Origin of the sequence: Nocardiopsis xinjiangensis YIM 90004 (assembly GCF_000341145.1) — a bacterium.
GTDB classification, from domain to species: domain Bacteria; phylum Actinomycetota; class Actinomycetes; order Streptosporangiales; family Streptosporangiaceae; genus Nocardiopsis; species Nocardiopsis xinjiangensis.
Window position 1 is genome coordinate 18,492 of the sequence record NZ_ANBE01000050.1, and the last position, 25,103, is coordinate 43,594.

Genomic DNA, 25,103 nt, shown 5'->3' on the forward strand with positions numbered 1-25,103 from the left:
GGCATCCCCCGGGGCGGGAGCCGACAGTACTCGTGGGCACGCGCGGGCCCGGGGGACGTGTGGATCGGGTGGCCACCAGGCGCATCCGTGGGCGGCCCCACGGGAAGGGGTAGGGATGATCAGAGGGGAGGCACCATGGACGACGAGCAGCTCTTCGACGAGCTCCTGCACAGGCTGAACTCCGAGGGTGACTCGGCCGAATACTCCCGCGACCAGGGCGGGGTCCTCCTGCACCGTTTCCAGGGCATCGAGCACGAGCCTCCCTTCGTCCTCCACGTGGACGCGCAGAGCCTGGGCGAACACCTGCGGTCGATGGGCGGCCTGCGTGAACTCTTCCCGGACGAGAACCCGGACATCTCCGCCCTGCAGCTCTTCCTCGTCCGGGTCATGGAGACCGTCGACATCGTCCTGAGCAGCTTGAGTCCCTCGGACTCCGACCGGCGCCACCTGGTACCGGTGCCTTCCGGAATCAGCTCGCGGACCGAACCGCCGGTCTCCCCGTAGTCCCGCAGCCCGACCCGCTCGGTGACAGAGCGGGACACCACACCCCGAGGTGCGGGCCGACGGTGGTCGTGAGTCGTGGGTACCGGTCTTGCGGACGGCACGGCAAGGGGGCTGCGGCCGAGAAGCCGCACCGTGCGGCTCAGGACCCCGGGATCAGGCCACCAGCCCGTGCCGGTAGGCGTGGACCACGGCCTGGACCCGATCGCGCAGGTCGAGTTTGGTGAGGATCCGCGAGACGAACGTCTTCACTGTCTCCTGGCTGATGTACAGGTGCGCGGCGATCTCGCCGTTGGACAGACCGTCGGCGATCAGGCGCAGCACCTCCAGCTCACGCGGGGTCAGCGGAGTTTCCACCTGGGCGGCCCGGGTGGGCCGGATCCGGTCCGCGTACTTGCCCACCAACTGGCGTGTGACCTCGGGGGCCAACAGGGCCGCACCGGTGGCCACCGTCCGGATACCGTGCAACAGCTGAGACGGGGGTGCGTCCTTGAGCAGGAACCCGCTCGCGCCCGCGCGCAGAGCCTCGTACACGTACTCGTCGAGGTTGAACGTCGTGACCACGAGCACCTTGACGGGGCGGTCCACGCCGGCCCCGGCCAGGCGTTCGGTGGCCTCGATGCCGTCGAGCACGGGCATCCGCACGTCCATCACCACGACATCGGGGCGCAGGCGGTCGGCGAGCTCGATCCCGGTCCTGCCGTCCCCGCACTCGCCCACCGCCTCCATGTCGGGCTGGGCGTCGATGATGGTGACCAGTCCGGTGCGGACCAACGCCTGGTCGTCGCAGACCAGCACCCGGGTCGGAACGCTCATACCTGCTCACCCACCAGTGCCCGTGCGGGGACGCGCGTGTGCACGGCGAAGCCCCCGTCCGCGTCCGGTCCCGCGTCGAACTCGCCGCCGAGGGCCTCGACGCGTTCGCGCAGACCGGTCAGGCCGCGCCCGCTTCCCCCTGGGGAGACGGTCGATGTCTCTGTGGAGCCGTTGGCGACGTCCACGATGGTCTCCTCGGGGCGGTGGCGCACCCGAACGGTGGTGGGGCTGCCGTACGCGTACTTGAGGGCGTTGGTCAGAGCTTCCTGCACGACACGGTGCACTACGGGGTCGGCTCCGCCACGTGCGCCACCCGCTGTGCCCTCTTCGGTGAACTCCACCGGCTGTCCGGCCCGTCGGGTCTGTTCCACCACGGAGAGCAGCCCTTCCTCCGACTCGGAAGCAGGGCCGGTGTGGCCGGGATCGAGCACGTCGAGCAGGTGGCGCAGGTCGGTGATGGCACGCCGTCCGGTGTCGGAGACCGCGCCCAGGGTCGTGTCGAGCCGGTCGGGTGCGGCGGTCAGGTACCGCGCCGCTTCGGTCTGCACGACCATCGCGGTCACGTGGTGGGTCACGACGTCGTGGAGATCGCGCGCGATACGGGTGCGTTCGGCGGTGCGGGTGGCCTCGGCGACGAGGCGGCGGCGTTCGGCCTCGGCGATGCGGGTGGAACGCAGCCACGCCCCGATCCCCCACGCGAAGGACAGCGCCACGTAGAACGTCCCGAACCCGGCCAGGGTCTCGCCCGAGCCGACCTGGGACAGCGCGATCGCCAGTGCCAGGTAGAACACCGACCCCCCGGCCATCGTCGTGAGCCGGAACCGGTGGAGGTGGGCGCCGGCGCTGACCAGCGCGACGGGGAGCGCGATACCCGCGAACAGGTGGTAGCCGCTCAGCTGGTCGAGGGCGAAGCCGGCACTCACCAGAGCCAGGCACAGGGCGGGCCACCGGCGCCGCACGACCAGGGGCAGGCACTGCAGGGCGGCCACGGCCACACTGAGGGTGTCGACGGGGCGTTCGGCCACATTGCCGATCTGGGTGCCGTTGCCGTGGAGGGACGGGATGAGGGATGCGGTCAGGAGCAGCACGGCCAGAGGCAGGTCCCGGACGGAGACGTCGAGTCGCTGCCACTGGTCGTGGAACCACTGGGGTCTGGTCACTGAAGGAGTGTATTTGTCCCCCGAGCGAGCTACGTCCAGGTGCCCTCTGAACGGTGATGACCCCCGATCGCCGCGTCCGTAACGTTTTCCTCGGTCGCGACGCCCTGTGTCCCATCTCGCTTCTCCGCTGGAGGCCCTCATGTTCCGTACCGTCCGCACGACCGCTCTGAGCGCACTGTGCTGCACCCTCGCCGGCGTCATGCTCGTCGGGTGCACGGGCACCTCCGAGGAGGTAGAGGCCGGCCTGAACGAGGTGGAGGAGGAACTGGATGCCGCCGCGGAAGAGGTGGCGACCGAGGGCCAACTGTTCACCGGCACCAAGATGCTCGAGGCCGACGGCGGTTCCGTGCAGGTCTCCTGTTCCGGGACCCCGGCGGAGGACCGGCCGGTCATCGTCCTGATGGCGGGCATGGGCGACGGCCTGGACACCATGGCCGACCTCCAGGAGACCCTGGGCGAGGACGAGCGTGTCTGCTCCTACGACCGGTTCGGTGAAGGGGAGAGCGATCAGCCGGACGGTCCCCGGACCGTCGAGGACGCCGGGCAGACCCTGACCTCCGTCCTCGACGACGTCGCCGGCGACCAATCGGTGGTTCTGGCCGGCCATTCGCTGGGAGGGCTGATCGCGGCCCGCTACGCCCCCGACCACCAGGACCGGGTCACGGGACTGGTCATGCTGGACGCAACGTCCCCGACGATGCTCGACGACATCACCGGGGTGATCCCCGAGTCGGCCACCGGTGAGGGCGCCGAGGTGCGTGCACAGAACATCGCGGTGTTCGAGGGGGAGAACCCCGAGAACATCACCGTCGAGAGCGACGCGGAGATCCGGTCCGCGGGGGACATCCCCACGGAGGTCGTCCAGCACGGCGTCGAGTACCTCGGTGAGATCGCCGAGTACGGCGACGAGCTGGAGCGCGTGTGGTCCGAGGGCCAGGAGCAGTGGCTCGAGGTCTCCGGCGACAGCCGGCTCAGCACCGCTGAGGAGAGCGCCCACCACATCCACGTCGACCAGCCCGATGTCGCCGTCGACGCCGTCCTGAGTGTCACGGACCGGGCCGCCTCCTGAGCTGCCCCGCTCCCGACGACCGCGGTCGGCCGCGCCCTGAGCTGCGCTGCCGGCCGCGCGGCGTGTGCGGCCTTTTCACTGGCAGGGGACGTGCGCGGGCAGGGCCGGATGACGGGTGTCATGGCCCGGAGCGTGCGAAACGCAGTGGCGAGCGGTGATGCTCGGCACTGCCACGCGAGGGGCCGGGCGTTCTAGGTTCGAGGCATGGACAACGAGCATCCTTCCTCCACCCACCCCGCACCCCCTCCCGCCGGGTCGAGCCCCGTGGGCCCGGCCCCGCCGCCGCAGCGGCGCGGGCCGCGGCCGGCACCGCCGGGCATGCCGTACCACCGCGTGCTCGCGACGGAGAAGCGGCAGATCTGGCGGGGCATCGCAGCGCTCCTGCTCCTGCTCATCGGCCTGTTCGCCTTCTCGCTGGGTTTCGGGGCCGTCGGGCTCTTCGCCGAGTCGGCGCTCGGCCTCACCGACCCGGCCTCCGACGACATCGAGATCACCCCGGTCTCCCAGGCCGCGGCGTTGTTCGCGCTCGCACTGCTCCTGCCGTGGAGCATGCTGATCCAACGGTGGCTCTACAAGGTCGAAGGCGTTTCGCTGCACTCGGTCCGGTCGCTCTTCCGGTTCGACCTGATGGGACGGTCACTCCTCGTCGTCCTGCCGGTCTGGACGGTGTACATGGCCGTCTTCAACCTGCTCCTGCCGTACGAGGAGGGGTCCTGGAGCACCTTCGACCTGTTCGCCACGTTCATGGTCGTCATCATCCTGACGCCGCTGCAGTCGGCGGGCGAGGAGTACGGGTTCCGCGGGCTCGCGTTCCGGGTCGCCGCGAGCTGGGGACAGGGCCCGCGCACCGCGCTCTTCCTCGGTGTGGTCGTCTCCAGTCTGCTGTTCATGGTGGTCCATCTCGCGCTGGACCCCTGGCTCAACCTGTACTACTTCGTGCTCGGGGCGACGCTGGCGCTGCTCACGTGGCGCACGGGCGGAATCGAGCTCGCCGTCGTCATCCACGCGGTCAACAACACGATCGCCTTCCTCCTCGTGCTCATCACCCGCACCGACCTGGCCGAGGGCATGGACCGGTCGGTGGGCGCGGGTTCGCCGGTGATGCTGTTGCCCTGCGTCCTGCTCCTGCTGTTCACGGCCGTGGTGTGGTGGCGTACACGGCGGACCGGTCCTGCCCTGACCGCGGGTCCGCGACCGCCTGCGTGACGGTGCGCGGGATGCGGTGTCCGGCGGGTCAGCGACCGATCCGCAGGGCCAGGTCCACGAGGCCGTCCGCAGTGATCTTCTCCCAACCGTGGACGGCCTCGTGCCACTGGTCGGGCACGGCCGAGGCGCCCCAGCGCGCGCCGAGGAGGGCACCGGCGATGGCGGCGACGGTGTCGGTGTCGTCCCCCGCGCGCACGGCCGCCTCCAGTGCGGCCCGCAGGTGGCCGGTGCCGCCGTCCGGGACCGGGGTGCGGGTGATCGCCGACCACGCGGCCTGGAGCGCGGTGACGACGAACCCGTTACTGCCGAAGGTGTGGGGATCGGCGGACTCGGCCTCGTCCAGACGGGTGTTCCAGTCCGCGCGCCGTTCCGGGGGCAGGAGCTCCACCCCCGCACGCACCCCGTCGAAGGTTCCGTGGACGACGGCGTGCCGGATGCCCTCGCACCAGATCACGCAGGCGTCACCGGCGAGGGGATCGGCGTGGGTGAGGTCGCTGACCAGGCGCGCGGCATCGGCCGTGGCCTCGGCGTCGTCCGCTGTGTGGAGGGCGACGGGCCCGGTACGCATGAGCGACCCGTTTCCGGCGGTGCGCCCCCCGTTCCGGTGGAGGTCGCGCGAGGTACGCAGCAGCGCCTCCGACGTCCCGTGGGTGCGGGCGGTGTCCTGGACGGAGTCGAGCACGGCCCGGGTCTGGTTGCCGATGTCGGTGGCCCCGGAACGGCGCCAGCGGAGGAAGTGGTCGGCGACGGTGTCGAGCACACGTGCGTCCCGGAGGGGAAGACCGTCGGCCCCGGCGAGGGCCCAAGCGATGCACACGGCCATCTGGGTGTCGTCGGAGTACTCCCCGGGCGCGTAGGGGCCGAGGCCGCCGCCGATCATCTCGGGGATGCGGTCCTCACCGAGGCGGGGCGCGAATTCGTAGGGGACCCCGAGGGCGTCGCCGCAGGCGGCGGCCAGCAGGGTGCCGGCGGCGCGGCCCTCGCGTTCGGTGGCCGGTGTGAGGGGGTGAGCCATGGTCACTTCTTCCTTTCGGGAACAGGGGGTACGGGGCGACCGCCGACGGGGCCGCCGGCCCCTCGATTCTTCCGCCGGGAGCAGAGGACCGCCAGGTCCTGTCGATAAGGGCCGACACCGGCCAGAGGGCCGCAGCGCGTCCCGGGGCCGACCGACGTCCGGACGAGGGCTCCTCCACCAAAGGTCGCAAGGCAAGTTCCTGCTCGGGGCAGAAGACCGGAACCACCCGTCTTCGCGATTCTGGAGACATACACAACGGGTGCTTCCCACAGCGCCGTCCCCGATTCTTCGATCCCCAGGAGTAGCTCGTGTTCCCGAGCAGGCCAACCCCCCGGGCCCACCGCCCACGGCACGGTCGCCGCCCTCTCGCCGCACTCGCCGCAGCCGGCGCCATCGCGGTCCTCGCGACCAGTTGCGCCGGCGCCACCGGGGCGAGCCCCGCACCGTCGCCGAACGTCCCCAACCCGGAGGCCGCCGACGCGGAACTCACCGAACAAGACGTCAACGCCTGGCTCGACGGGGTTCTGCCCGCCTACCTGGATCAGGCCCAGATCGCCGGCGCGGGCGTGAGCGTGGTCTCCGACGGCGAGCTGATCACCGCGCGCGGGTACGGCTACTCCGATGTCGAGGCCCAGGAGCCGGTCGACCCCGAGGAGACACTGTTCCGTGTGGGTTCGGTGTCGAAGCCGTTCACCGCGACCGCCGTGATGCAGCTGGTCGAGGACGGACAGCTCGACCTGGACACCGACGTGGACGAGTACCTCGACTTCGAGGTGGACAAGTCCTACGACGAGGACCTCACCCTCCGCCACCTGCTGTCGCACACGGGCGGGTTCGAGGAGCGTGTCGCCAACGCGATGCTCGCCGGCGACGAGGAGGTGGACCTGCGCGCCGTCGTGTCCGAGGATCCGCCGGAGCAGAGCTACGAACCGGGAACGACACCGGCCTACTCCAACTACGGCATCGCGCTCGCCGGCTACATCGTCGAGAACGTCAGCGGGGTCCCCTACAACGAGTACGTCGAGGAGAACGTGCTCGCCCCCGCCGGGATGGACTCCTCCACCATGGAGCAGCCGCTGCCGGAAGAGCTGGAGTCCCGGCTCTCCGAGGGCTACACCACCGACGAGGGACCTCCGACCGACCGGTTCGAGACCGTCTCCGACTCCCCGGCGGGGGCACTGACGGCGCCGGTGACCGACATGGCCGAGTTCATGCGCGTGCACATGGAGGCGTCCGAGGGCGCCGGTGTGTTGGAGCCCGGGACGATCACCCGGATGCACGAGCCGGCGCTGGGCGAGGAGAGCCTCGGCGGCCTCGCCGGCGGCGGACAGATGGGGCTCGGCTTCTTCCAGGGGGAGAACAACGGGAACCGGGTCGTCAGCCACGGAGGGGACACCGACGTGTTCCACTCCGAGATGCAGATCTACCCCGAGGAGAACGCGGGGATCTTCATCACCCTGAACAGCTCCGGGAACGGTGCGCTCGTCTCCCACAGCCTGCGCCTCGCCCTGGTGGAGGGTTTCGCCGACCGCTACTTCCCCGGCGAACAGGCCGACGGCGGGGAGGCCGAGCCCACCGCGTCGGAGCACGCCGCGATGTTGGAGGGCAACTACACGCCCTCCCGGTCGATCAACAGCAACTTCGCCGCTCTCATCTACGCCATGGAGGAAACACAGATCGTGGCGACGGAGGACGGCACGATCGTCCTGAACAGCCCCGAGACCGGGAAGCCGACGGAGTACATCGAGGTCGAGCCCTGGGTGTGGCGCGAGATCGACGGGCACCGCACGCTGGCCGCGGACGTGGTCGACAACGAGGTCCGGGCGATCGGGACCACGGCCTTCACCCTCCTGCCCGCCGGTGGGGAGACCCGGGCCTCGGTGGTCCTGCCGGTCCTCATCGGCTCGGTCGCGGTGATCGTGATCGCCGTCCTCTCGTGGCCCGTGGCGGTCTTCGTCCGCTGGAAGATGTCGCTGCCCAAGCGCGACAAGGCCGGCCGGTGGGCACGGGTCCTGACCCGGGCCGCCATGGTCACCACCCTGCTCGGGTTCGCCGGCTGGGGCTTCGCCCTCAGCATCGCCTTGAGTTTCGAGCCGGTCTCCTTCGGGATGCTGCGGGCCTTCCAGGTCGTCCAGGGCCTGGGCGTGCTCGGTATCCTCCCGGCGGCCTACGTCCTCTACGACAACATCCGCCGCAGGGAAGGCTGGGGCCGCTACGTCGGCAGCTCTCTCGTCCTGCTGGCCCTGCTGGGCACCGGATGGATCGCCACCGTGTTCGGGATGGTCGCCGGAAGCGTCACCTTCTGAGTAACCTCTGCGGTACTCCACCGGCGCGGGCGGGCCACCTCCGCCCGCGCTGTTTCCCCTCCCCCCCCACCCACGAGCAGGGCGGAATCGATGAGCCGTGAGAACTCGGCGGGCCCGGTCGTGGCCGACGCCGGACAGGACGCGTTCAGCAGGCCGGTTCTCCGGCCGCTGGTACTGCTCGACCAAGGGCTCACCCGTCTGGGCCTCCACGGGCCGTTCGGCCGCGACCTCCTCCTGGGCGTGTTCGTCACCCTGGGCTCGCTCGCCCTTCTCTCCGCGATCGTGGTCCTGGCACGGGCGGAGGGAGGCCCGTTCACGCCGAACGCCGTGGCGGCGCTCACCGTCCTCACGGTCGTGCAGTCCGTGGTGGTGTGCGTGCGCAGGAGCGCACCGCTGCTGTGCCTGTCCGCCGTGGTGGCGACCCAGGTCGCGCTCATCACCCTCCTTCCGCCCGATGCGGCCTTCCAGGGGTTGGCGTCGTTCTTCGTGGCCTACACCTGCGGCACCGTGCTCCCGTTGCGGCAGCTGATCCCGGTGTTCGTGACGGTCGCGGCCGTCCTGGGCCTGTTCGGGTTCGTGTTCGCCTCGCCGCCGTTCGCGCCGCCCTCATCCCTCACGGGGGTATCGGCTCCCGTCCTGGCCGGTACAGGGCGTGCGCTGTCCAGCGTGCTCACCTTCGGTGTGCCGGCTCTCGTCGGCAACGACGTGGCCATGCGGCGGCGTTACACCCAGCTGGAGCGGCTCAGGGTGATCGAGGCGGAGAAGGAACGGACCGAGCGCGCCATCAGGGACGAACGCACGCGTGTGGCACGGGAACTGCACGACGTCGCCGCACACCACCTCTCCGGGATGGTGGTGCAGGCGGGCGCGGCCGAGAAACTCGCGGGACGGGACTCCCCGGCCGTCGCGGAGACGATCAGCTGGATCCGGGTCCAGGGCAAGGAGACCCTGGAGAACATGCGGCTGGTGGTCGGCGCGCTGCGCGAGGCCGGGGAGCAACCGCGCGGGGAGGCCGAGGGCGAACCGTCTGCGGACGGGGCGCCCGTCCCGGGGATCGCCGTGCTCGACCGCCTGGTGGCGGGGGAACGCGCGCAGGGCAGCGAGGTCACCCTGGAGCGCACCGGCACCGCCCACGAGCTCCCGCCGGCCGCCGACGTCACCTTCTACCGGGTGACCCAAGAGGCGTTGGCCAACGCGCGCGACCACGCGTGGGGGGCACGGGTCCATGTGGAGCTGCACCACCGTGAGAGCGAGACCGTGCTGCAGGTCGACAACGGTCCCGGTTCGGAGCGTGATGAGTCACCGAAGGGATCCCGCGGGCTGGGCCTGCTCGGGATGAAGGAACGCGCCGACCTCATCGGTGCGGAACTGGAGACGGGGACGACGGACTCGGGCGGATGGCGCGTCCGGCTCGCCCTGCCCGTCGATCGGCCGCCCCTCCACTGACCAACCCCGATCCAAGGACGGGCCCGGCGGAAGTTCCGCCGGGCCCGTTTTGCGTTCTCCGCTCGCGACGGACCGCACTCACCGAACAGGCCCTAGACTTCCGTGTGCAGAGTGGCCAGGCCCCTTCGGCCACCGGACCTCCCGACCTCCCGGAAGCCACACCTGGCGCCTCCTGCAGCCCCGATGACGCTGCGAAGAAAGGCAAACTCCATGATCAGGGTGGCCCTGGTTGACGACCAGTTCGTCGTCCGGGCGGGTTTCCGGGTGATGCTGGAGATCGCCGACGACATCGAGGTGGTCGGGGAGTGCGGTGACGGCCGCTCCGCCGTCGAGCTCGTAGAAGAGGTACGGCCCGACGTCGTCTGTATGGACGTGCGCATGCCGCGCGGGGACGGGCTGACGGCGACCCGGGAGATCCTCTCCCGTGTGTCCGGTGCTCCCCCGGCGATCCTGGTGGTGACCACCTTCGACCTGGACGAGTACGTCTTCGGGGCGCTCGAGGCCGGCGCGAGCGGATTCGTCCTGAAGGACACCGCGCCCGACGACCTGGTCGAGGCCGTACGTCGGCTCGCCGACGGGTACGGGCTGGTCGACCAGGCCGTCACCCGCCGGGTCATGGCCGAGTTCGCCAAGCGGCGGTCCGTGCGCGGGGAGGACAACGGCTCCCGCGACCTCCTCACCGAACGCGAGCTCGAGATCGTCCGGCTGCTCGCGCAAGGCATGTCCAACGTGGAGATCGCCGACAAGCTCATCATCGAGGCGAGCACCGTCAAGTCACACCTGGGTCGTGTGATGACCAAGATCGGGGTCCGCGACCGGCTGCAGACCGTCGTCTGGGCCTACCGGAGCGGTGTCGCCATCCCCTGACGCCTCGGCCCCCGTGTGTCACGGTTCCAGTCCGCGACGGGCCAGCAGCGGCTCCAGGCGCGGCTCACGCCCGAGGAAGTCCCGCACCGCCTCCATCGGGTCGACGCTCCCGCCCACGGCCAGCACCTTCTCGCGGAACCGGTCGCCGTTCTCCCGCCGCAGCCCGCCGTGCTCGCGCAGCCACTCGACGCTGTCGGCGTCCAGCACCTCGCTCCACACGTAGGAGTAGTAACCGGCGCTGTAGTCCCCGGCGAAGATGTGCAGGAAGTACGTGCTGCGGTACCGGGGAGACACGAGAGGGTGCGCGACACCGGCGCGCTCCAGTGCACGGGCCTCGAAGCCTGCAGGGTCCTCGATCTTCTCCCCCGGTGCGAGCCGGTGCCAGGACCAGTCGAGCAGTGCCGCGGCCAGGTACTCGAAGGTGGAGAACCCCTGGTTGAACCGGTTGGCGCGCTCCAGCGCCGACACGAGCTCGGCGGGCACGGGCTCCCCGCTCTCGTGGTGGCGCGCGTAGCAGGCCAGGACCGTCGGGTCGGTCGCCCACACCTCGTTGACCTGCGAGGGGTACTCCACGAAGTCGCGGGGCACGCTCGTGCCCTCCACCAGGGGGAACCGCACCGCCGACAGCAGCCCGTGCAGGGCGTGGCCGAACTCGTGGAAGGCGGTCTCGACCTCGTCCCAGGTGAGCAGGGTGGGCCCGGAGGCAGGTCTGGTGATGTTGAGGTTGTTGACGACCACGGGGCGGTCGTCGAGCAGGAAGGACTGGCCGACGAGGTTGTGCATCCACGCGCCGCCCTCCTTGGCAGGGCGTGCGTAGGGGTCGAGCAGGTACAGGCCCAGGCCGGTGCCGTCGGTGTCGAAGACCTCCCACACGCGCACGTCCGGGTGGTATCCGTGCAGGTCGGGACGTTCGGTGAAGGTGATCCCGTACAGCAGGTGGGCGGCGTGCAGGACCCCCTGCTCGATGACCCGGTCGAGCTCGAGGTAGGGGCGCAGGGCCTCCTCGTCGAAGTCGTAGCGTTCCTTGCGCACCTGCTCGGCGTAGTAGGCCCAGTCCCACGGCTCGATCTCGTGGCCGGCCTGTTCGGCCAGGACGGCGGCCTCGCGTTCGACGTTGCGGCGGGCCGGTTCGACGAGGCGGCCCAGGCGCTCCTCGACGGCTTCGACGGTCTTGGCGGTCTGGTCGGCGACCTTGTAGGCGGCGTGGTCGGCGTATCCCAGGAGCCCGGCGTGCTCGGCACGCAGTTCGGCCGCCCGAGCCGCGATGGCGAGGTTGCCGGGGGCGCGTTCGGTGCTGAGCCGGTACAGCTTCTCGCGGGTCGCCCGGTCGTCGAGCTGGGCGAGGGCCGGCTGCACGGAGGTGTTGAGCAGGGGCAGGACGTAGCGCCCGTCCTGCTCCAGGGCGGCGATGCGTTCCTCGCCGAGGCCGTGGAGGTCGGCCGGGTCGTCGGTGACCAGCGCGGAGTCGGCGCTCGCGCGGATCAGGTTCTGGCCGAAGTCGGAGGCCAGCTCGGCGAGTTCGGCGTTGATGGCACGCAGCCGCTCCTGCTGCTCCTCGTCGAGGTCGGCGCCGGCCTTGACGAAGTCGGTGCGGTAGCGCTCCAGGAGTCGACTCTCCTCCGGATCGTCGGTGGTGACCTGTTTGATGCGCTGCCAGAGGCCCCGGTCGAGGAAGACCGCGTCCCGGTGGCCGGCCGAGCGGGGCGCGAGTTCGCGTTCGATCTCCTGGATCCCGTCCGTGGCGTCGGAGGCCGCGAGGGTGTGCAGGGCGACGGTCTCCACCCTGTTCAGGGTTCGGCCCGAGCGTTCCAGCGCCGCGACGGTGTTGTCGAAGGTGGGGGGTTCGGGGTCGGCGACGATCGCGGCGACCTCGGCCAGGTGTTCGGCCGTGCCCTGTTCGAAGGCGGGCACGATGTGCTCCTCGCGGACGGCCGCGAAGTCGGGGAGGCCGTAGGGGAGGTCACTGGGTCGCAGCAACGGGTTCTCGGTCACGGGTGGTTGCTCCTCGTTGTAGGACGGTCGTGCCGTTCTACAGGATTCTGTCCCAAGGGAACGCGTTACGGGAACGTTGTCCGGCCCACCGGTGCTCCCGCCCGCCTCCGGCCGGGCCTCGAAAAACCGCCCGAGGGACCGGGTTCCTCGTGGTTCGGGGCCTTAAGTATGACTAACGGTTACGAAACACCTGCGCTGGATGAACGTGACGCGGTTACACGCATCACCCAGGTGACCCCAGAATGGACGCTGACCCAACAGGTTCCACCTCAGTGTCGTGGTGCACCAACCCCGCACCCGCCACAGCTTGTTAAGGAGGGCTGCCGTGGCCGAGACAACGGAGAAACCCCCCGGCCGAGCCATGTCCATGCTCTTGGGATCCCTGCGGGGGATCGAGAAGGCGGGCAACAAGCTCCCCCACCCCTTCTGGATCTTCGCGGTCCTCGGAGGCTTCGTGATCCTGCTCAGCGCCGTGCTGAGCTGGGCGGGCGCGCACGCGGTCTCTCCCATGGACGGGGAGCGCATCGATGTGCGGAGCCTCCTGTCGCCGGAGGGCTTCCAGGTCATCTTCGGGGAGGCCGTCACCAACTACGTGAACTTCCCGCCTCTGGGCCTGGTCGTCGTGATGATGCTCGGTGTGGTGGTGGCCGAGCAGACCGGCCTGATCAACGCGGTTCTGCGTAGCAGTATCACCCGGGTCCCGGCCAAGTACATGACCTTCGTGGTGGCCCTGGTCGGGATCTGCGGCAGCATCGCCAGCGACGCCGCCTACGTCATCCTGATCCCGCTGGCCGCTGTCGTGTTCCAGGCCGTGGGCCGCAGCCCCACGCTCGGTATCGTGGTCGCCTTCGCCGCAGTCTCGGCCGGCTGGAACGCCACCTTCGTCGTGGCCCCCACCGATGCCCTCCTCGGCGGCATCACCACCGAGGCAGCGGGGGTCATCGACCCGAACGTCACCGTCACGCCGCTCGCCAACTACTTCTTCAACGCGACCAGCGCCGTCCTCCTCGCGCTCCTCATCACCCTCGTCACCGAGCTGGTGCTGCGCAAGCGCACCGAGGGCCTGGACGACGTGACCACCGGCGGCGACGCGCTCGGCGATTTCGAGCTGAGGGCCGAGGAGCGCAAGGGGCTGTGGGCCGCGGGCCTGACCCTGCTGGTCATGGCGGTCCTGTTCGTGGCCGCCCTGGTGCCGGAGAACTCCTGGTTCCGCGGCGAGGACGGTACCGTCATCGAGTCCCCGCTGATCAGCGGTATCGCCGTGGTCCTCGCCGCGGCTTTCCTCGCGGTGGGTGTCGCTTACGGACTCGTGGCGGGCACGGTCCAGAAGGCAGCGGACATCCCCACCTTCATGGGCAAGGGCATCAAGGATCTCGCACCGGCCCTGGTGCTGTTCTTCGCCGCCTCGCAGTTCCTGGCCTACTTCCAGTGGTCGGGGATGGCCGAGGTCCTGGCGGTCCGCGGCGCCGAATGGCTGGGCAGTCTGGACGTGCCGATGGCGTTCCTGTTCATCGGCTTCATCCTCCTCGCGGCACTCATGAACATGTTCATCACCAGCGGTTCGGCCCAGTGGGCGCTCATCGCCCCGGTGTTCGTTCCGATGCTGATGCTGCTCGACATCAACCCGGAGACGACGCAGGCGATGTACCGGATCGCGGACGCCTCGACCAACATCGTCACGCCCATGAGCCCGTACTTCGTGCTCGTGCTGGGCTTCATGCAGCGCTACCGCAAGGACGCCGGTATCGGCACCCTGATCTCGCTGACACTGCCCTTCACGGTGATGATCCTGATCGTGTGGACGCTGTTCTTCCTCGGTTGGTACGCGCTGGGCATCCCGCTCGGCCCGGGCGCCCCGGTCGCCTGACCCACCGGCATCACACACCAGAGGGGTCCCGCGCGGTGCGCGGGACCCCTCTGGTGTTCCCGGATCAAGGGGCCGGGGTCCCCAAGCGCACCGGGAGGGTGAGCGGGGAATTGATGAAGACCGACGGCATCTCGGCCGGCTCGTCACCGGCCGCCGCGACCTGCGGGAACCGGGTGAACAGGCCCTGCAGGGCCGTCTCCAGCTCCATACGCGCCAACGAGGAGCCCAGGCACGTGTGCGGACCGTGTCCCAGGCCCAGGTTGCGGGGACGGTCCTCGGTCAGGTCGAAACGCTCGGCGTTGTCGCCGTAACGCTCCTCGTCGAGGTTGGCCGCCAGGTAGCCCAGCAACAGGGGCTCACCCTCCGCGACGGTCACACCGCCGATCTCCACGTCCTCGCCCGCGAAGAGGAACGGCAGCGCGGCCACACTCGTGGAGTGGCGCAGGACCTCCTCCACCGCCGTCGCCCACTCGGCCTCCCCCTCCCGCAGCAGGGCCAGCTGGTCGGGGTTGGACAGCAGCACCCGGACACCGTTGGCGACGGCCGACGCGGTGGTCTCGAACCCGGCGGTGATCATGAGCCACAGGGTGTCGCGCAACTCGACGTCACTGAGGCGGTCCCCGTCCTCGTTCGCGGTCACCAGTACCGACGTCATGTCCTCCCCCGGCTCGGCCCGTTTGGCGGCCACGAGCTCGTCGACGAAGGCGTCGACGTCGGCGCGCAACGCGGCGACCTCCTCCGGGCTCCCCTGGGAGAAGGCGGTGGCCACCATCGCGCGCATGCGGTCGTGGTGGGAGGCCTCGAACCCGAACAACGCGGCGAAGACCGCGACGGACAGCGGGTAGGCCAGCTCCTCCTTGACGTCGACCGGTTCGTCGGCCGGCCGTTCCGCCAAGGCCTCGATCAGCTCTCGCGCGGTCTTCTCCACGGTCGGGCGCAGCGCCTCGATCCGGCGCGGGGTGAAAGCGCGCGAGATCAGCCCCCGCAGACGGCGGTGTTCGGCGCCGTCGGAGGTGAGCATGTTGTCGAGGTGCACCATCGCCCGGACCGGGTGGTTCTCGGGCACCTCGCCCTCACCGAGCGCCCTCCAGGACCGCCAGTTGCGGCGGAAGCGGGAGTCGTTGAGGGCCGAACGCAGGGCCTCGTCTCCGGTCAGCGCCCAGACTTCGAGACCCGCGACCACAACGCGCGCAACGGGCCCGGCGTCCCGGAGCGTGCGTGCGAGCCCTCGCTGGTCTCCTGGTTCGAGGACGACGGGTCGGGGGTGTGCGGACATGACTGGCCTCCAGAACTCGGGGTCTTCTGCGGGGTCCGGGGGGAGGTCCGCACGGGATCGAAGGTCACAGGCAGGGCCTCCAGACCGTGCGCGAAGGGGGAACGCCTCCAGGTCAGGTCACTCGGGGGCACGGAGAGCGCCATGTCCGGCAGCATCCGAAAGACCGTGCCGACCGCGTCGACGCCGATCTGTCGGGCCAGGTTCCGGGCCGGGCACTGGTGGGGGCCGGTGCCGAACGCCAGGTGGGCGCGGGTACCCGAGGGTGCGGTGAGGTCGAGGTGCTCGACCACATGGGGGTCGGAGTGGGCGGGGCCGTACCCCATGATCAGGCAGTCGCCCTCACCGACGGTCCAGCCGTCGAGGTCCATCTGCTGGGCGGGGTAGCGGCCCGGCATGAGGTAGATCGGGGGCGCCTTCCACAGCACGATGTCGACGAGCTCCTCGATCCGCGCGTTGCCGCTCATGATGTCGGCGCGGGAACCGCGGTCGGAGAGCAGCGCGTGGAACGTGTTGGCGATGAGGTTCATCAGGGGATCGTGCGCGGCCGAGATGATGAGGATGAGCTGGTGGGCGACCTCTTCGTCGTCGAGGCCGTTGGGGTGCGTGATCATCCGGGAGACCACGTCGCTGCCGGGGTCCTCGCGCCGCTGGAGGGTGACCGACTGGGCGTACCCGAAGAGCCCGCCCATAGCGGCTTCGGCCTCCTCGCCCCCGTCCCACACCTTGCGCATGAGACCGACGAGCTGCGCGCCCTGGTCGCTGTCGAGGCCGAAGGCGTCGTTGAGCAGGAGCAGGGGCAGGCGGAAGGCCAGGTCGGAGACGAGGTCGGCGCGGCCGCGGCTCGCCGGTTCGGCCATGAGGTCCCGGACGAACTCGTCGACGACGCCGTAGGTACGTGCGGCCGTGAGAACGCTCAGGGCGTCCTCGATGACTTCCCGGTAGCGGCCGTGGTCGGGCTGGTCGCTCGACAGGGCGTTGCGGAAGTACCAGAAGGGGCCGGGGACCTTGTCGGGGGTGGCTCGTCCCTCCTTGGCCTCGGTCCAGCGGCGGGGGTCACGGGGGAAGGTACGGGCGTCCTGCAGGACGGTGCGGTTGAGCTCATAGCTCAGAAGCACCCAGGCGAGGACGCCCGGGGCGACCTCGACGGGGGCGAGGTCGCCGAAACGGCGGCGGAGGTCCTCCATGGTTTCGGGGACGGGCGCCTCGGTCTGCCCGTAGAGGGGGACGGCCGCCTCACGGGCGGCTGCCATCGGACACTTGGCGGAGGACGTGCCGGCGGGCCTGTCGGGACTCAAACGTGCGGGTCTCCTTCCTGGCCCGTCTCCTGGGGCACGGATGCGCGGGCGCTTGGTCGAGGTCCGACGCGGGGCGCGGCACACCGTTCGCGTCGTGTTCGCGCCCCCAAGTAAAGCAGGCACCAAGAACCTCATCCCCACCATGGGGGCACACAAAGGCACATTGGGGTATCGATTCCCCATACGTCCCATGGACAGCGGCTCAGTCGCCGGTGCGGTAGGGATCCTCCAGAGGGTCGTCGCCGTCCAGAGGAACCTCCACGATCGGCACGAACCGTCCAGCCGACTCTCCGGCCATCCGGTCGCTGTAGCTGAGTGTCCCACCGCCGGCCGAGACCTCGTGAGCGCTGTTGAGCAACATCAGGTGCGAGAACACCTGGGTCGCGGTGGGCAACTTCTCGCTCTCGCTCTGGTTGGAGATGCGTACCGCGCTCGCCGCGACCGCCACGGCGTCGTGGTTGACCAGCGCGTACCCGTTGTCCAGGGCGCCCTCCTCCTCGCTGACGTACTCGCGGTAGGCGTTGGCGAAGCCCCCGTAGTTCTGGGGCGCCTCGACGCCTGGCACGGCACCGTCCCACCGGGGGTCGGTGGCCGAGGCGTAGAGCAGGCTCATGTTGCCCTCCTCGAGGGAGCTCATGACCTCCTCGTCCTGCAGCACGCTCAGGCCGGTGACGGCGAACGCCACACGCAGATGCCGGTCGTTGCACTGGCGGATCGCCAGCGAGGACAGGAAGTCCTTGAGGTCGGGGGCGCGACCGGCGAAGAACAGCGTGTCACTGCGGGCCCAGCACACGTTGAGAGCCATCGTCGTGTACAGGCCGGAGCCCTGCGGGTCTCCGACGGTGGTGCCCTCGTACTCCTGGGCATGGCCGTCGGTGAAGTCGGTGAGGTGCTCTTCGTAGGCCTCACGCAGGGACGTGACGAACAGATCCGGATCGTTCTTGTCGTAGACCAGGGTCGCGTCGGGTTCCTCCTCGAGCTCCTCCAGATAGGACCGCAGGGCCAGCACGTACTCGGTATTGCTGGGGGCCGCACGCACCAGGCCCGGGATCTCGCCGTGCTCCAGACCGTCCGCGGTGACCGCCGAGGAGACCATGGGAATGTTCTCATTGCTCAGGCGCTGGGCGATGTCGCGGGTGGAGTCGATACTGACCCCCATCCCGGTGACCGCGACGAGGGGGACCTCGTCCTCGGTCATCTCCACGAGGTCGTCCACGACCGGTCCCCACTGGCGCTGCTGGCCGCCGACGTTGGCCAGCTCCAACTGGATCTGCGGGGTGGTGTCCCCGAACCGCGGCATACGGTTGGCGACCATCTGCGCGGTGTGTGCGCCCTCGATGGCACGCAGCATGCGCCCGGGGTCCATGGGGCTGACTTTGCCGAAAGTGAAGGTTCCGAGATGGACGATCTTGACCGCCTGTCCGCCGCTCTCTTCGGCGACCTGGGCGTTCTCCTCGGCAATGCGCTGCTGGATGTCGGCGAAATCGTCGTGGAAGACGTGTCCGGCGTCGGTGATGCCCACGCACTGGCCGTCGACGGAGCGGACCCCGTTGCCCGGCCCCCCGCAGATGAACTCGTCCCAGTACCGCAGGCCCGCGGCGAGGAGCACGAGGACGAGCACTCCCGCGGTCAGAGGCCTCCAATGGCGTTTCCACCACGGTCTCCTGGCGCCCCAACCGAAGCCGGTTATCCGTCGGTCCTTCTTCGTGTCCTCCAGCATCGTCACTTCTCGCTTCCCGCGGCGTCGCTCACTTGAACCGGTCCCACAACGACAGGTGCTGCGCCGCCTCGGCCAGCAGCCGGTTGGAGCCCTCGCCCGCGAAGTCGGCGGCCAGGTCGGAGAGGGTCTGTTGGGCGGCGGCATGCAGCTCGGCCGTGCGGAACATGTCGGGGTCGCTCGCCAAGTGGCGGGCGACCAGCAGTTTGAGGGTGGTGCGCACCAGGGGCGAGGGGTCCGCGGTACGGGTCTGCTCGCCCAGCAGCGTCAGCAGCACGTCGAAGTAGGGCCGCTCGAACGTGCTCCGGGTCGGGGCGGCGGCGATGTCCTGCAGCGTCCACACCCATTCGTCGCCGTCGATCTCGGGATCGATGAGCCGTTCGACCAGGAACTCCGCCACCAGCAGGAACTCGCCCGCGCACAGCAGGTGGTAGGCCTTGCGCACCGGGTCGGGCCGCACCGTGCGGTAGTGGTGCACGAGGCTGCGGTGCACGGTGCCCCAATCGGGGTAGGTGCCGATCGGTTCACGCCGGGCCAGGACCCGCTGCAGCAGGCGGCGCAGCACCGTGGGGCGGTCCTCCTCCCACAGGGGTCGCTCGAGCAGGACCGGCTCACCGACCTCGTGGCTGGGGCCGCTCTGTTCCCGGTACAGCCAGAGCCCGGATTCGACGTCGCGGGCGGCCGAGCATGTGGTCAGGGCCGCGAGCAGGTCGGTGTTGAGTTTGTTGGGGGATTCACCGAGCACGCTGGTGAGCATGAGGTTCTCTGTGGTGGGCAAGGCCTCCATGCCCGGTGACGGTGGCCGGTCCCGGAGCGCGTGGGCCACCCCGGAGCCCTCGCACCGGACCCAGGCCTCGACCAGCGCGGCGCTGGCCCCCGGGTGTCCCCCGGTGAACCCCCACAGGTGGTCGACGACGTCGTCGGAGTGCCATCCCTGCCCGCTGGCCTCGACGAGCAGCTCGCTGACCTCGGCGGTGGTGAAGGGTTGCAACCGGTAGCGCGACCACAGGGTGCCCTCCATGGCCAGGGGCAGCACGTTGACCACACCGGTGCGCCCGCCCCCGGTGGCCGCGACGACGCTGAGATGGTCGCCGCCCTCCTTGGCCGATCCCACGAGCGCGGAGACGAGCTCGGGTCCGGGGCCGCGATCGACGTTGTCGAGCATGAGGGCGGGTGTGGGGACGCGCCGTTGGGCACGGCTGAGATCACGCAGGTCGGCTCGCAGGGCCTTGCACAGTGACTGTGCGGCGAGCTCGCGGTTGCTGCGGCCCAGGACGGCGTTGTAGTGGTCGGGGTCCTGGACCTGGTGACGCAGGGCGATGAGTTCGTCGACGGGTTCGGCGCTGCCGGTGCTGAACCAGCCCAGGACCTCGTCGATCGTGTTGACCGCGAGGCCGGACAGGCCGAGGCCGGCGCGGATGAGCTCGACGGCACCGAAGCCGGTGAGGAGTTCCTCGAGCGAGATGATCCGGCCGGCGCGTTCGAGTTGGTCGCCGAGCTTGCGCAGGACCCCGCGGCCGCGGGTACGGACCTTGCCGAGCATCCACTTCAGGCGTTCGCGTTCGCCCTCGGGAAGAGTGTGTTCGCCGAGCGGTTCGAACTCCAGGTCGGCGCAGATCGCCAGGAGCGCCATCCACAAGCGCGGGAACTCCAGGCGGCCGAAATCGTCGCGAGTGTGGCCGAGGGCGCTGGCGTTGACCGAGGCCACGAAACTGAGCACGCTCGTGACGTCGGTGAAGCGGTCCTTGGCGAGGTCGACGTAGGCGTAGGGGACGCCGGCATCGTAGAGGGTGGTGGCGGCCCAGCTGAGGAAATGTGTCTTGCCCGTCCCGTGGCCGCCCTCCACGACCATGACCGGCCGCGGTTCGGAGCCGTCGCCGCCGGGAGAGGCCAGCGCGACGAAGCGGCGCGCGCCCTCCCTGCGTCCGATCGGACTCTCCACGTGTGACTCCGCCACACGGTCCTCCCCCTTTGTCGACTGCGGCCTGCCCATCGATTAATAATGCGCACAGGCGGCACCAATAAAAGGATATACACATTTCGTTAGTCAGGCGTTATGTGAACCTGGCGAATTATGCGTTCTTTGGGGTTTTTTGTTCGATTTGTTTCTGATGGGACGCATGGGGGCCAGTGAGGCAAGGACTGGCTTCGGAATTTGGGGCTCCGAGCCGCGGGAGGTGGGAGGAAGAGAGGTGGTTCTGGTTGTTGTGACCGGGACCGAGGGGTTGTTCGTTGTGGCTGGAGACAGGTTTTCTTGTGACTCCGGGTGGCGGGGGTTCGGGATTGTGGGATTTCTTGTGGTGCCTGGGCGGGGTGGTTCGCCGGGTCGTCGAACCACCCACACCAACCCCCCACCCACTATCCGCACCGCAGGCTCCACCCCGCCTCAATCACCCCAACGGGGTTCTCCCACCCGCACCGAATCACCAGGCCCACAGGCCCCTGCCCACAAGTCCAACGGCATCGGTCCGGCCCCGGAACGGGTCAGAGCTGGGCGGCGGCCCGGGCCAGGCCGGTGATCTCGTCCCAGCGGCCGGCCTCCACCAGCGAGGCGGGCGTGAGCCAGCTGCCGCCCACGCACCCGACATTGGGCAACGCCAGGTAGGCGGGTGCGGAATCGACCGTGATCCCGCCGGTGGGGCAGAAGCGCGCCTGAGGAAGCGGGGAGGACAGCGCCTTCAGGAAGGCCGCGCCACCCGCCGGCTCCGCCGGGAAGAACTTCATCTCGTGCACACCCTGCTCCAGCAGCGCCATGGCCTCCGAGACCGTGGACACCCCCGGCAGGAAAGGCAGTCCCGTGTCGGCCATCGCCTCGCTCAGGCGCGGGCTGCATCCGGGGCTGACCAGGAAATTCGCCCCGGCCCGTGCCGCGGCGTCGGCCTTCTCCGGCGTCGTCACCGTGCCGGCGCCCACCACGGCCTCGGGCACCTCGGCGGCGACCCGCTCGATCGCCGCCATGGCACCGGAGGTGCGCAGGGTGATCTCCACGCCGGGCAGCCCGCCGGACACCAGCGCGCGGGCCAGCGGAACGGCCTTCTCCGGATCCTCGACCACGACCACCGGCATGACCGGTGCCAGGTCCATCAGCTCGGATCCCGAGCGGGGTGTCGTCGTCATGGGTGTCGTCTCCCGTGTGTGCGAAGTGGGTGGCTGAGGACGGGTCACAGGACCCCGGCGCCGGTCTCGGCCGGTCCGACTGCGCCGCGCAGAGCCGCGAACAGCTCCCGGCCGGTGCCGACGGAGGAGTCCACGCTCGGGCGGGCCGCCTCACGGCCGGACAGGTCGGCGAGCACGTCCAGTGTCCCCTTCACCGCGTCCAGACGCACAGGGTCGCCGTCGCGCACGTGGGCGAGGGGACCTCCGTGGGCTGCCTCCGGGGAGACGTGGATGGCGGCGGGCACCTTGCCCGAGGCGCCCGACATCCGTCCGTCGGTGACCAGGGCGACCTTCTGGCCGCGGTCCTGGAGCACTCCGAGCGAGGGCGTGAGCTTGTGCAGCTCCGGCATGCCGTTGGCACTGGGCCCCTGGAACCGGACCACGGCCACGAAGTCCCCGGTCAGCTCACCGGCGGCGAAGGCCTCCTGGATCTGGGCCTGGTCGTCGAAGACCCGCGCGGGCGCCTCGACGACGTGCCGCTCGTCGGCCACCGCGGAGACCTTGATGACCGCGCGCCCCAGGTTGCCCTCGAGCATGCGCAACCCGCCGTCGGTGGCGAAGGGGTCCTCGGCGCTGCGCAGCACGTCCTTGTCGCCGCTCTCGGTCGGTCCCTCCACCCACGTCAGGGTCCCGTCCTCGGTCAACTGCGGGACCTTGCGGTACTGGGACAGCCCGCGGCCCATGACGGTCTCCACGTCCTCGTGCAGCAGGCCCGCGTCGATGAGGGAGCCGATGAGGTGGGCCATGCCCCCGGCCTGGTGGAACTGGTTCACGTCCGCGGCACCGTTGGGGTACATGCGCGTCAGCAGCGGCACGACCTCCGACAGAGCGGCGAAGTCGTCCCAGGTGAGTTCGATGCCGGCGGCGCGGGCCATCGCGACCAGGTGCAGGGTGTGGTTGCTGGACCCGCCCGTGGCCAGCAGCGCGACGACGGCGTTGACGACGGCGCGCTCGTCGATCTGCTCACCGACCGGGACGTGGTGCCCGCCCACCGCGGTGTGGCCCAATACGCGGCGCCCGGCCTCGTCGGTCAGGGCATCGCGCAGGTCGGTGCCCGGGGGTTCGAAGCTCGCGCCGGCCAGGTGCAGGCCCATGACCTCCATGAGCATCTGGTTGGAGTTGGCGGTGCCGTAGAAGGTGCAGGTACCGGGCGCGTGGTAGGCGGCGGACTCGGCCTGCAGCAGCTCGCGACGGCCCACCTGCCCCTCCGCGTGCTGCTGTCGCACCTTCGCCTTGTCGCGGTTGGGCAGGCCGGAGGGCATCGGGCCGGCCGGGACGAAGGCCACGGGCAGGTGCCCGAAGGACAGCGCGCCGATGAGCAGGCCCGGCACGATCTTGTCGCACACACCGAGCATGAGGGCGCCGTCGAACATGTCGTGGGACAGCGCCACGGCCGAGGCCATGGCGATGAGGTCCCGGCTGAACAGGGACAGCTCCATGCCGGCCCGCCCCTGGGTGATGCCGTCGCACATCGCGGGCACACCGCCGGCGAACTGGGCGACACCGCCGGACTCCGACACCGCCCGCTTGATGCGGTCGGGGTAGTCCTTGAGCGGCTGGTGGGCGGAGAGCATGTCGTTGTAGGCCGACACGATCGCCAGGTTCGGGGTCACCTCGCCCGCGAGCTTGAGTTTGTCGGAGACCCCGCAGGCAGCGGCCCCGTGCGCGAGGTTGGCGCACCCCAGCGAGGTGCGGGCCGGTCCTTCGCTCGCGGCGGCGCGGATGCGTTCCAGGTAGGCGGTGCGGGACTCGGCGCTGCGTTCGGCGAGGCGCCGGGTCACTTCGGCGACGACGGGGTGGACTTCGCTGTGCGCGGTCATCGTGGCTGCTCCTGTTCGTACCAAGTCCGGCCGTTGCGGCCGACGAGCCGGTGGGCGCCTGCGGGGCCGGCGCTCCCGGACGGGTAGATCTCTGGTGGAGTGTTCCGGTCCGCCCAGGCCTCGATCACGGGATCCACCCAGCGCCAGGCCGCCTCGACCTCGTCACGGCGCACGAACAGGGTGGGGTCCCCGGCCAGGACGTCCGCCAGCAGCCGCTCGTAGGCCTCGGGCGAGCGGGTGGGGAAGGTGTCGGCGAAGCTGAGCCGCAGGGGGACGGGGCGCAGTCGCGGGACGCCTGCCCCGGGTTCCTTGGCCGACACCGTCAGGTGGATGCCTTCGTCGGGTTGGAGGCGGATGACGAGCTCTCCGGCCCCGGCAAGGCCGTCGGCCCCGGGGAAGATGGTGTGCGGCACATCGCGGAAACGCACCACGATCTCCGAGCGCGTGTGCTCCATGCGTTTTCCGGTGCGCAGGTAGAAGGGCACCCCGGCCCAGCGCCAATTGGCGATCTCGGCGCGCAGGGCCACGAAGGTCTCGGTGTCTCCGGTGGAGGGACCGCCGGCCTCGTCCAGGTAACCGACGACCTCCTCACCGTCGACGGTTCCGGGGCCGTACTGTCCGCGGACGGTGTCGGTCTCGACACGGTCGCCGGTGAGCGGAGTGAGCGCCTGCAGGACCTTGAGTTTCTCGTCGCGCACGGCGTCGCGGTCGTAGCTGGAGGGCGCCTCCATCGCGGTCAGGCACAGCAGTTGGAGCAGGTGGTTCTGCACCATGTCGCGCATGGCCCCGGCGGAGTCGTAGTAACCGCGTCGGCCGCCGACCCCGACCGTCTCGGCTGCGGTGATCTGCACGTGGTCGATCCAGTGCGAGTTCCACAGGGGTTCGAGGAAGACGTTGGCGAACCGCAGCACGAGCAGGTTCTGGACCGTCTCCTTGCCGAGGTAGTGGTCGATCCGGTAAGTGGCCGACTCCGGGAAGACCTCGGCGACCTCGGCGTTGACCTCGCGCGCGGAGGCGAGATCGCTGCCCAGGGGTTTCTCGAGGACGACACGGGAGCCGGGACCGACCAGGCCGGCGTCGCTCAGGCCTCGGCAGATGGAGCCGGAGAGTATGGGCGGAACGGCGAGGTGGAAGACGCGGTCGCGCCCGGGGGTGAGGGCTCGGGCGAGGTCCTCCCAGCCCCGGGGGTCGCCGCCGACGTCGACGGTGACGTGGGAGAGACGGCCGAGGAAGCGGTCCAGGTCCTCGTTGCCGTCGGCCTCGTGGTGGGCGCGGACGGCGGCGTCCGCCTTGTCGCGCAGGTCGGCGTCGGTGAGCCCGTCGCGGGAGACGGCGACGACGCGGGTTCCGGCGTCGAGGTGGCCGTCGCGGTCGAGCAGATACAGGGACGGCAGGAGTTTGCGCATGGACAGGTCCCCGGTGCCGCCGAAGACCACGAGGTCGGTGGGTCCGGACGCGGGTGACTGAGGCATGTCGGGCTCTTCCGTCAGGAGGAGGGCGCGGTGGGGGCGCGGGGGTTCGGCCTGGGCAGAGGTGGCCGGGGTGCCCTGCTTCGACCATAGAGCCGACTATGAACAAAAACCAAGCACACTTC

General features: G+C 70.1%; 18 protein-coding genes. 7 read left to right on the top strand and 11 right to left on the bottom strand.

The window, feature by feature from the left end; genetic code table 11:
• Positions 1-135 precede the first annotated feature (135 nt).
• Positions 136-504, top strand: a complete 369-nt coding sequence (locus tag D473_RS0121290; protein WP_017611064.1) for a hypothetical protein — start codon at positions 136-138, stop codon at positions 502-504.
• A gap of 153 nt (positions 505-657) precedes the next feature.
• On the opposite strand, the gene D473_RS0121295 is transcribed toward D473_RS0121290, so the two are convergent.
• The gene (locus tag D473_RS0121295) at positions 658-1,317 is read right to left on the bottom strand and encodes a response regulator (RefSeq protein ID WP_017611065.1); all 660 of its coding nucleotides are present in this window, start codon (positions 1,315-1,317) and stop codon (positions 658-660) included.
• On the bottom strand, positions 1,314-2,477 hold the full coding sequence (locus D473_RS0121300; protein WP_017611066.1) for a sensor histidine kinase: 1,164 nt from the start codon (positions 2,475-2,477) through the stop codon (positions 1,314-1,316). The genes D473_RS0121295 and D473_RS0121300 overlap by 4 nt, the downstream gene beginning before the upstream one ends.
• A 139-nt stretch (positions 2,478-2,616) precedes the next feature.
• Here D473_RS0121300 and D473_RS0121305 point away from each other — a divergent pair, with 139 nt between their 5' ends.
• A complete protein-coding gene (locus tag D473_RS0121305; RefSeq protein WP_017611067.1) occupies positions 2,617-3,546 on the top strand; it encodes an alpha/beta fold hydrolase in 930 nt (309 codons plus the stop codon).
• Between the two features lie 204 nt (positions 3,547-3,750).
• Positions 3,751-4,752 carry a CPBP family intramembrane glutamic endopeptidase gene (locus tag D473_RS0121310; protein ID WP_017611068.1) on the top strand — a complete coding sequence of 334 codons (1,002 nt, stop codon included), beginning with the start codon at positions 3,751-3,753 and terminating at the stop codon, positions 4,750-4,752.
• A 28-nt stretch (positions 4,753-4,780) separates the two neighbouring features.
• Here the strand turns inward: D473_RS0121310 and D473_RS0121315 are convergent, their stop codons facing one another.
• On the bottom strand, positions 4,781-5,767 hold the full coding sequence (locus D473_RS0121315; RefSeq protein WP_017611069.1) for an ADP-ribosylglycohydrolase family protein: 987 nt from the start codon (positions 5,765-5,767) through the stop codon (positions 4,781-4,783).
• Positions 5,768-6,075: 308 nt separating this feature from the next.
• Between D473_RS0121315 and D473_RS0121320 the strand changes: the two genes are divergently transcribed.
• The 3 genes from D473_RS0121320 (at position 6,076) to D473_RS0121330 (ending at position 10,386) form a co-directional block, all read left to right on the top strand.
• Positions 6,076-8,073, top strand: a complete 1,998-nt coding sequence (locus D473_RS0121320; RefSeq protein ID WP_017611070.1) for a serine hydrolase domain-containing protein — start codon at positions 6,076-6,078, stop codon at positions 8,071-8,073.
• A gap of 90 nt (positions 8,074-8,163) precedes the next feature.
• Positions 8,164-9,519 (top strand): sensor histidine kinase, encoded by a 1,356-nt coding sequence (locus D473_RS0121325; RefSeq protein ID WP_017611071.1) that lies wholly within the window; start codon positions 8,164-8,166, stop codon positions 9,517-9,519.
• Between the two features lie 210 nt (positions 9,520-9,729).
• The gene (locus D473_RS0121330) at positions 9,730-10,386 is read left to right on the top strand and encodes a response regulator transcription factor (protein WP_017611072.1); all 657 of its coding nucleotides are present in this window, start codon (positions 9,730-9,732) and stop codon (positions 10,384-10,386) included.
• A gap of 18 nt (positions 10,387-10,404) precedes the next feature.
• Here D473_RS0121330 and D473_RS25195 read toward each other — a convergent pair whose 3' ends face one another.
• The gene (locus D473_RS25195; RefSeq protein WP_017611073.1) at positions 10,405-12,378 is read right to left on the bottom strand and encodes a M3 family metallopeptidase; all 1,974 of its coding nucleotides are present in this window, start codon (positions 12,376-12,378) and stop codon (positions 10,405-10,407) included.
• A 361-nt stretch (positions 12,379-12,739) separates the two neighbouring features.
• Here D473_RS25195 and D473_RS0121340 point away from each other — a divergent pair, with 361 nt between their 5' ends.
• The gene (locus D473_RS0121340; RefSeq protein ID WP_017611074.1) at positions 12,740-14,245 is read left to right on the top strand and encodes an AbgT family transporter; all 1,506 of its coding nucleotides are present in this window, start codon (positions 12,740-12,742) and stop codon (positions 14,243-14,245) included.
• 64 nt (positions 14,246-14,309) lie between these two features.
• Here D473_RS0121340 and D473_RS0121345 read toward each other — a convergent pair whose 3' ends face one another.
• From D473_RS0121345 to zwf, 7 genes are all read right to left on the bottom strand, one after another.
• Positions 14,310-15,428, bottom strand: a complete 1,119-nt coding sequence (locus D473_RS0121345) for a cytochrome P450 family protein (protein ID WP_017611075.1) — start codon at positions 15,426-15,428, stop codon at positions 14,310-14,312.
• Positions 15,398-16,816 carry a cytochrome P450 gene (locus D473_RS0121350; RefSeq protein ID WP_241474847.1) on the bottom strand — a complete coding sequence of 473 codons (1,419 nt, stop codon included), beginning with the start codon at positions 16,814-16,816 and terminating at the stop codon, positions 15,398-15,400. The genes D473_RS0121345 and D473_RS0121350 overlap by 31 nt, the downstream gene beginning before the upstream one ends.
• 202 nt (positions 16,817-17,018) lie before the next feature.
• A complete protein-coding gene (locus D473_RS0121355) occupies positions 17,019-18,536 on the bottom strand; it encodes a type 1 periplasmic-binding domain-containing protein (protein WP_051043185.1) in 1,518 nt (505 codons plus the stop codon).
• A 28-nt stretch (positions 18,537-18,564) separates the two neighbouring features.
• Positions 18,565-20,490, bottom strand: a complete 1,926-nt coding sequence (locus D473_RS0121360; RefSeq protein ID WP_017611078.1) for a hypothetical protein — start codon at positions 20,488-20,490, stop codon at positions 18,565-18,567.
• Between the two features lie 527 nt (positions 20,491-21,017).
• Entirely contained in the window at positions 21,018-21,650 is a 633-nt protein-coding gene (eda, locus tag D473_RS0121365; RefSeq protein WP_017611079.1) for a bifunctional 4-hydroxy-2-oxoglutarate aldolase/2-dehydro-3-deoxy-phosphogluconate aldolase, read from the bottom strand.
• 44 nt (positions 21,651-21,694) lie between these two features.
• Positions 21,695-23,509 (bottom strand): phosphogluconate dehydratase, encoded by a 1,815-nt coding sequence (edd, locus tag D473_RS0121370; protein ID WP_017611080.1) that lies wholly within the window; start codon positions 23,507-23,509, stop codon positions 21,695-21,697.
• Entirely contained in the window at positions 23,506-24,981 is a 1,476-nt protein-coding gene (zwf, locus tag D473_RS0121375; RefSeq protein ID WP_017611081.1) for a glucose-6-phosphate dehydrogenase, read from the bottom strand. The genes edd and zwf overlap by 4 nt, the downstream gene beginning before the upstream one ends.
• Between the last annotated feature and the right edge of the window lie 122 nt (positions 24,982-25,103).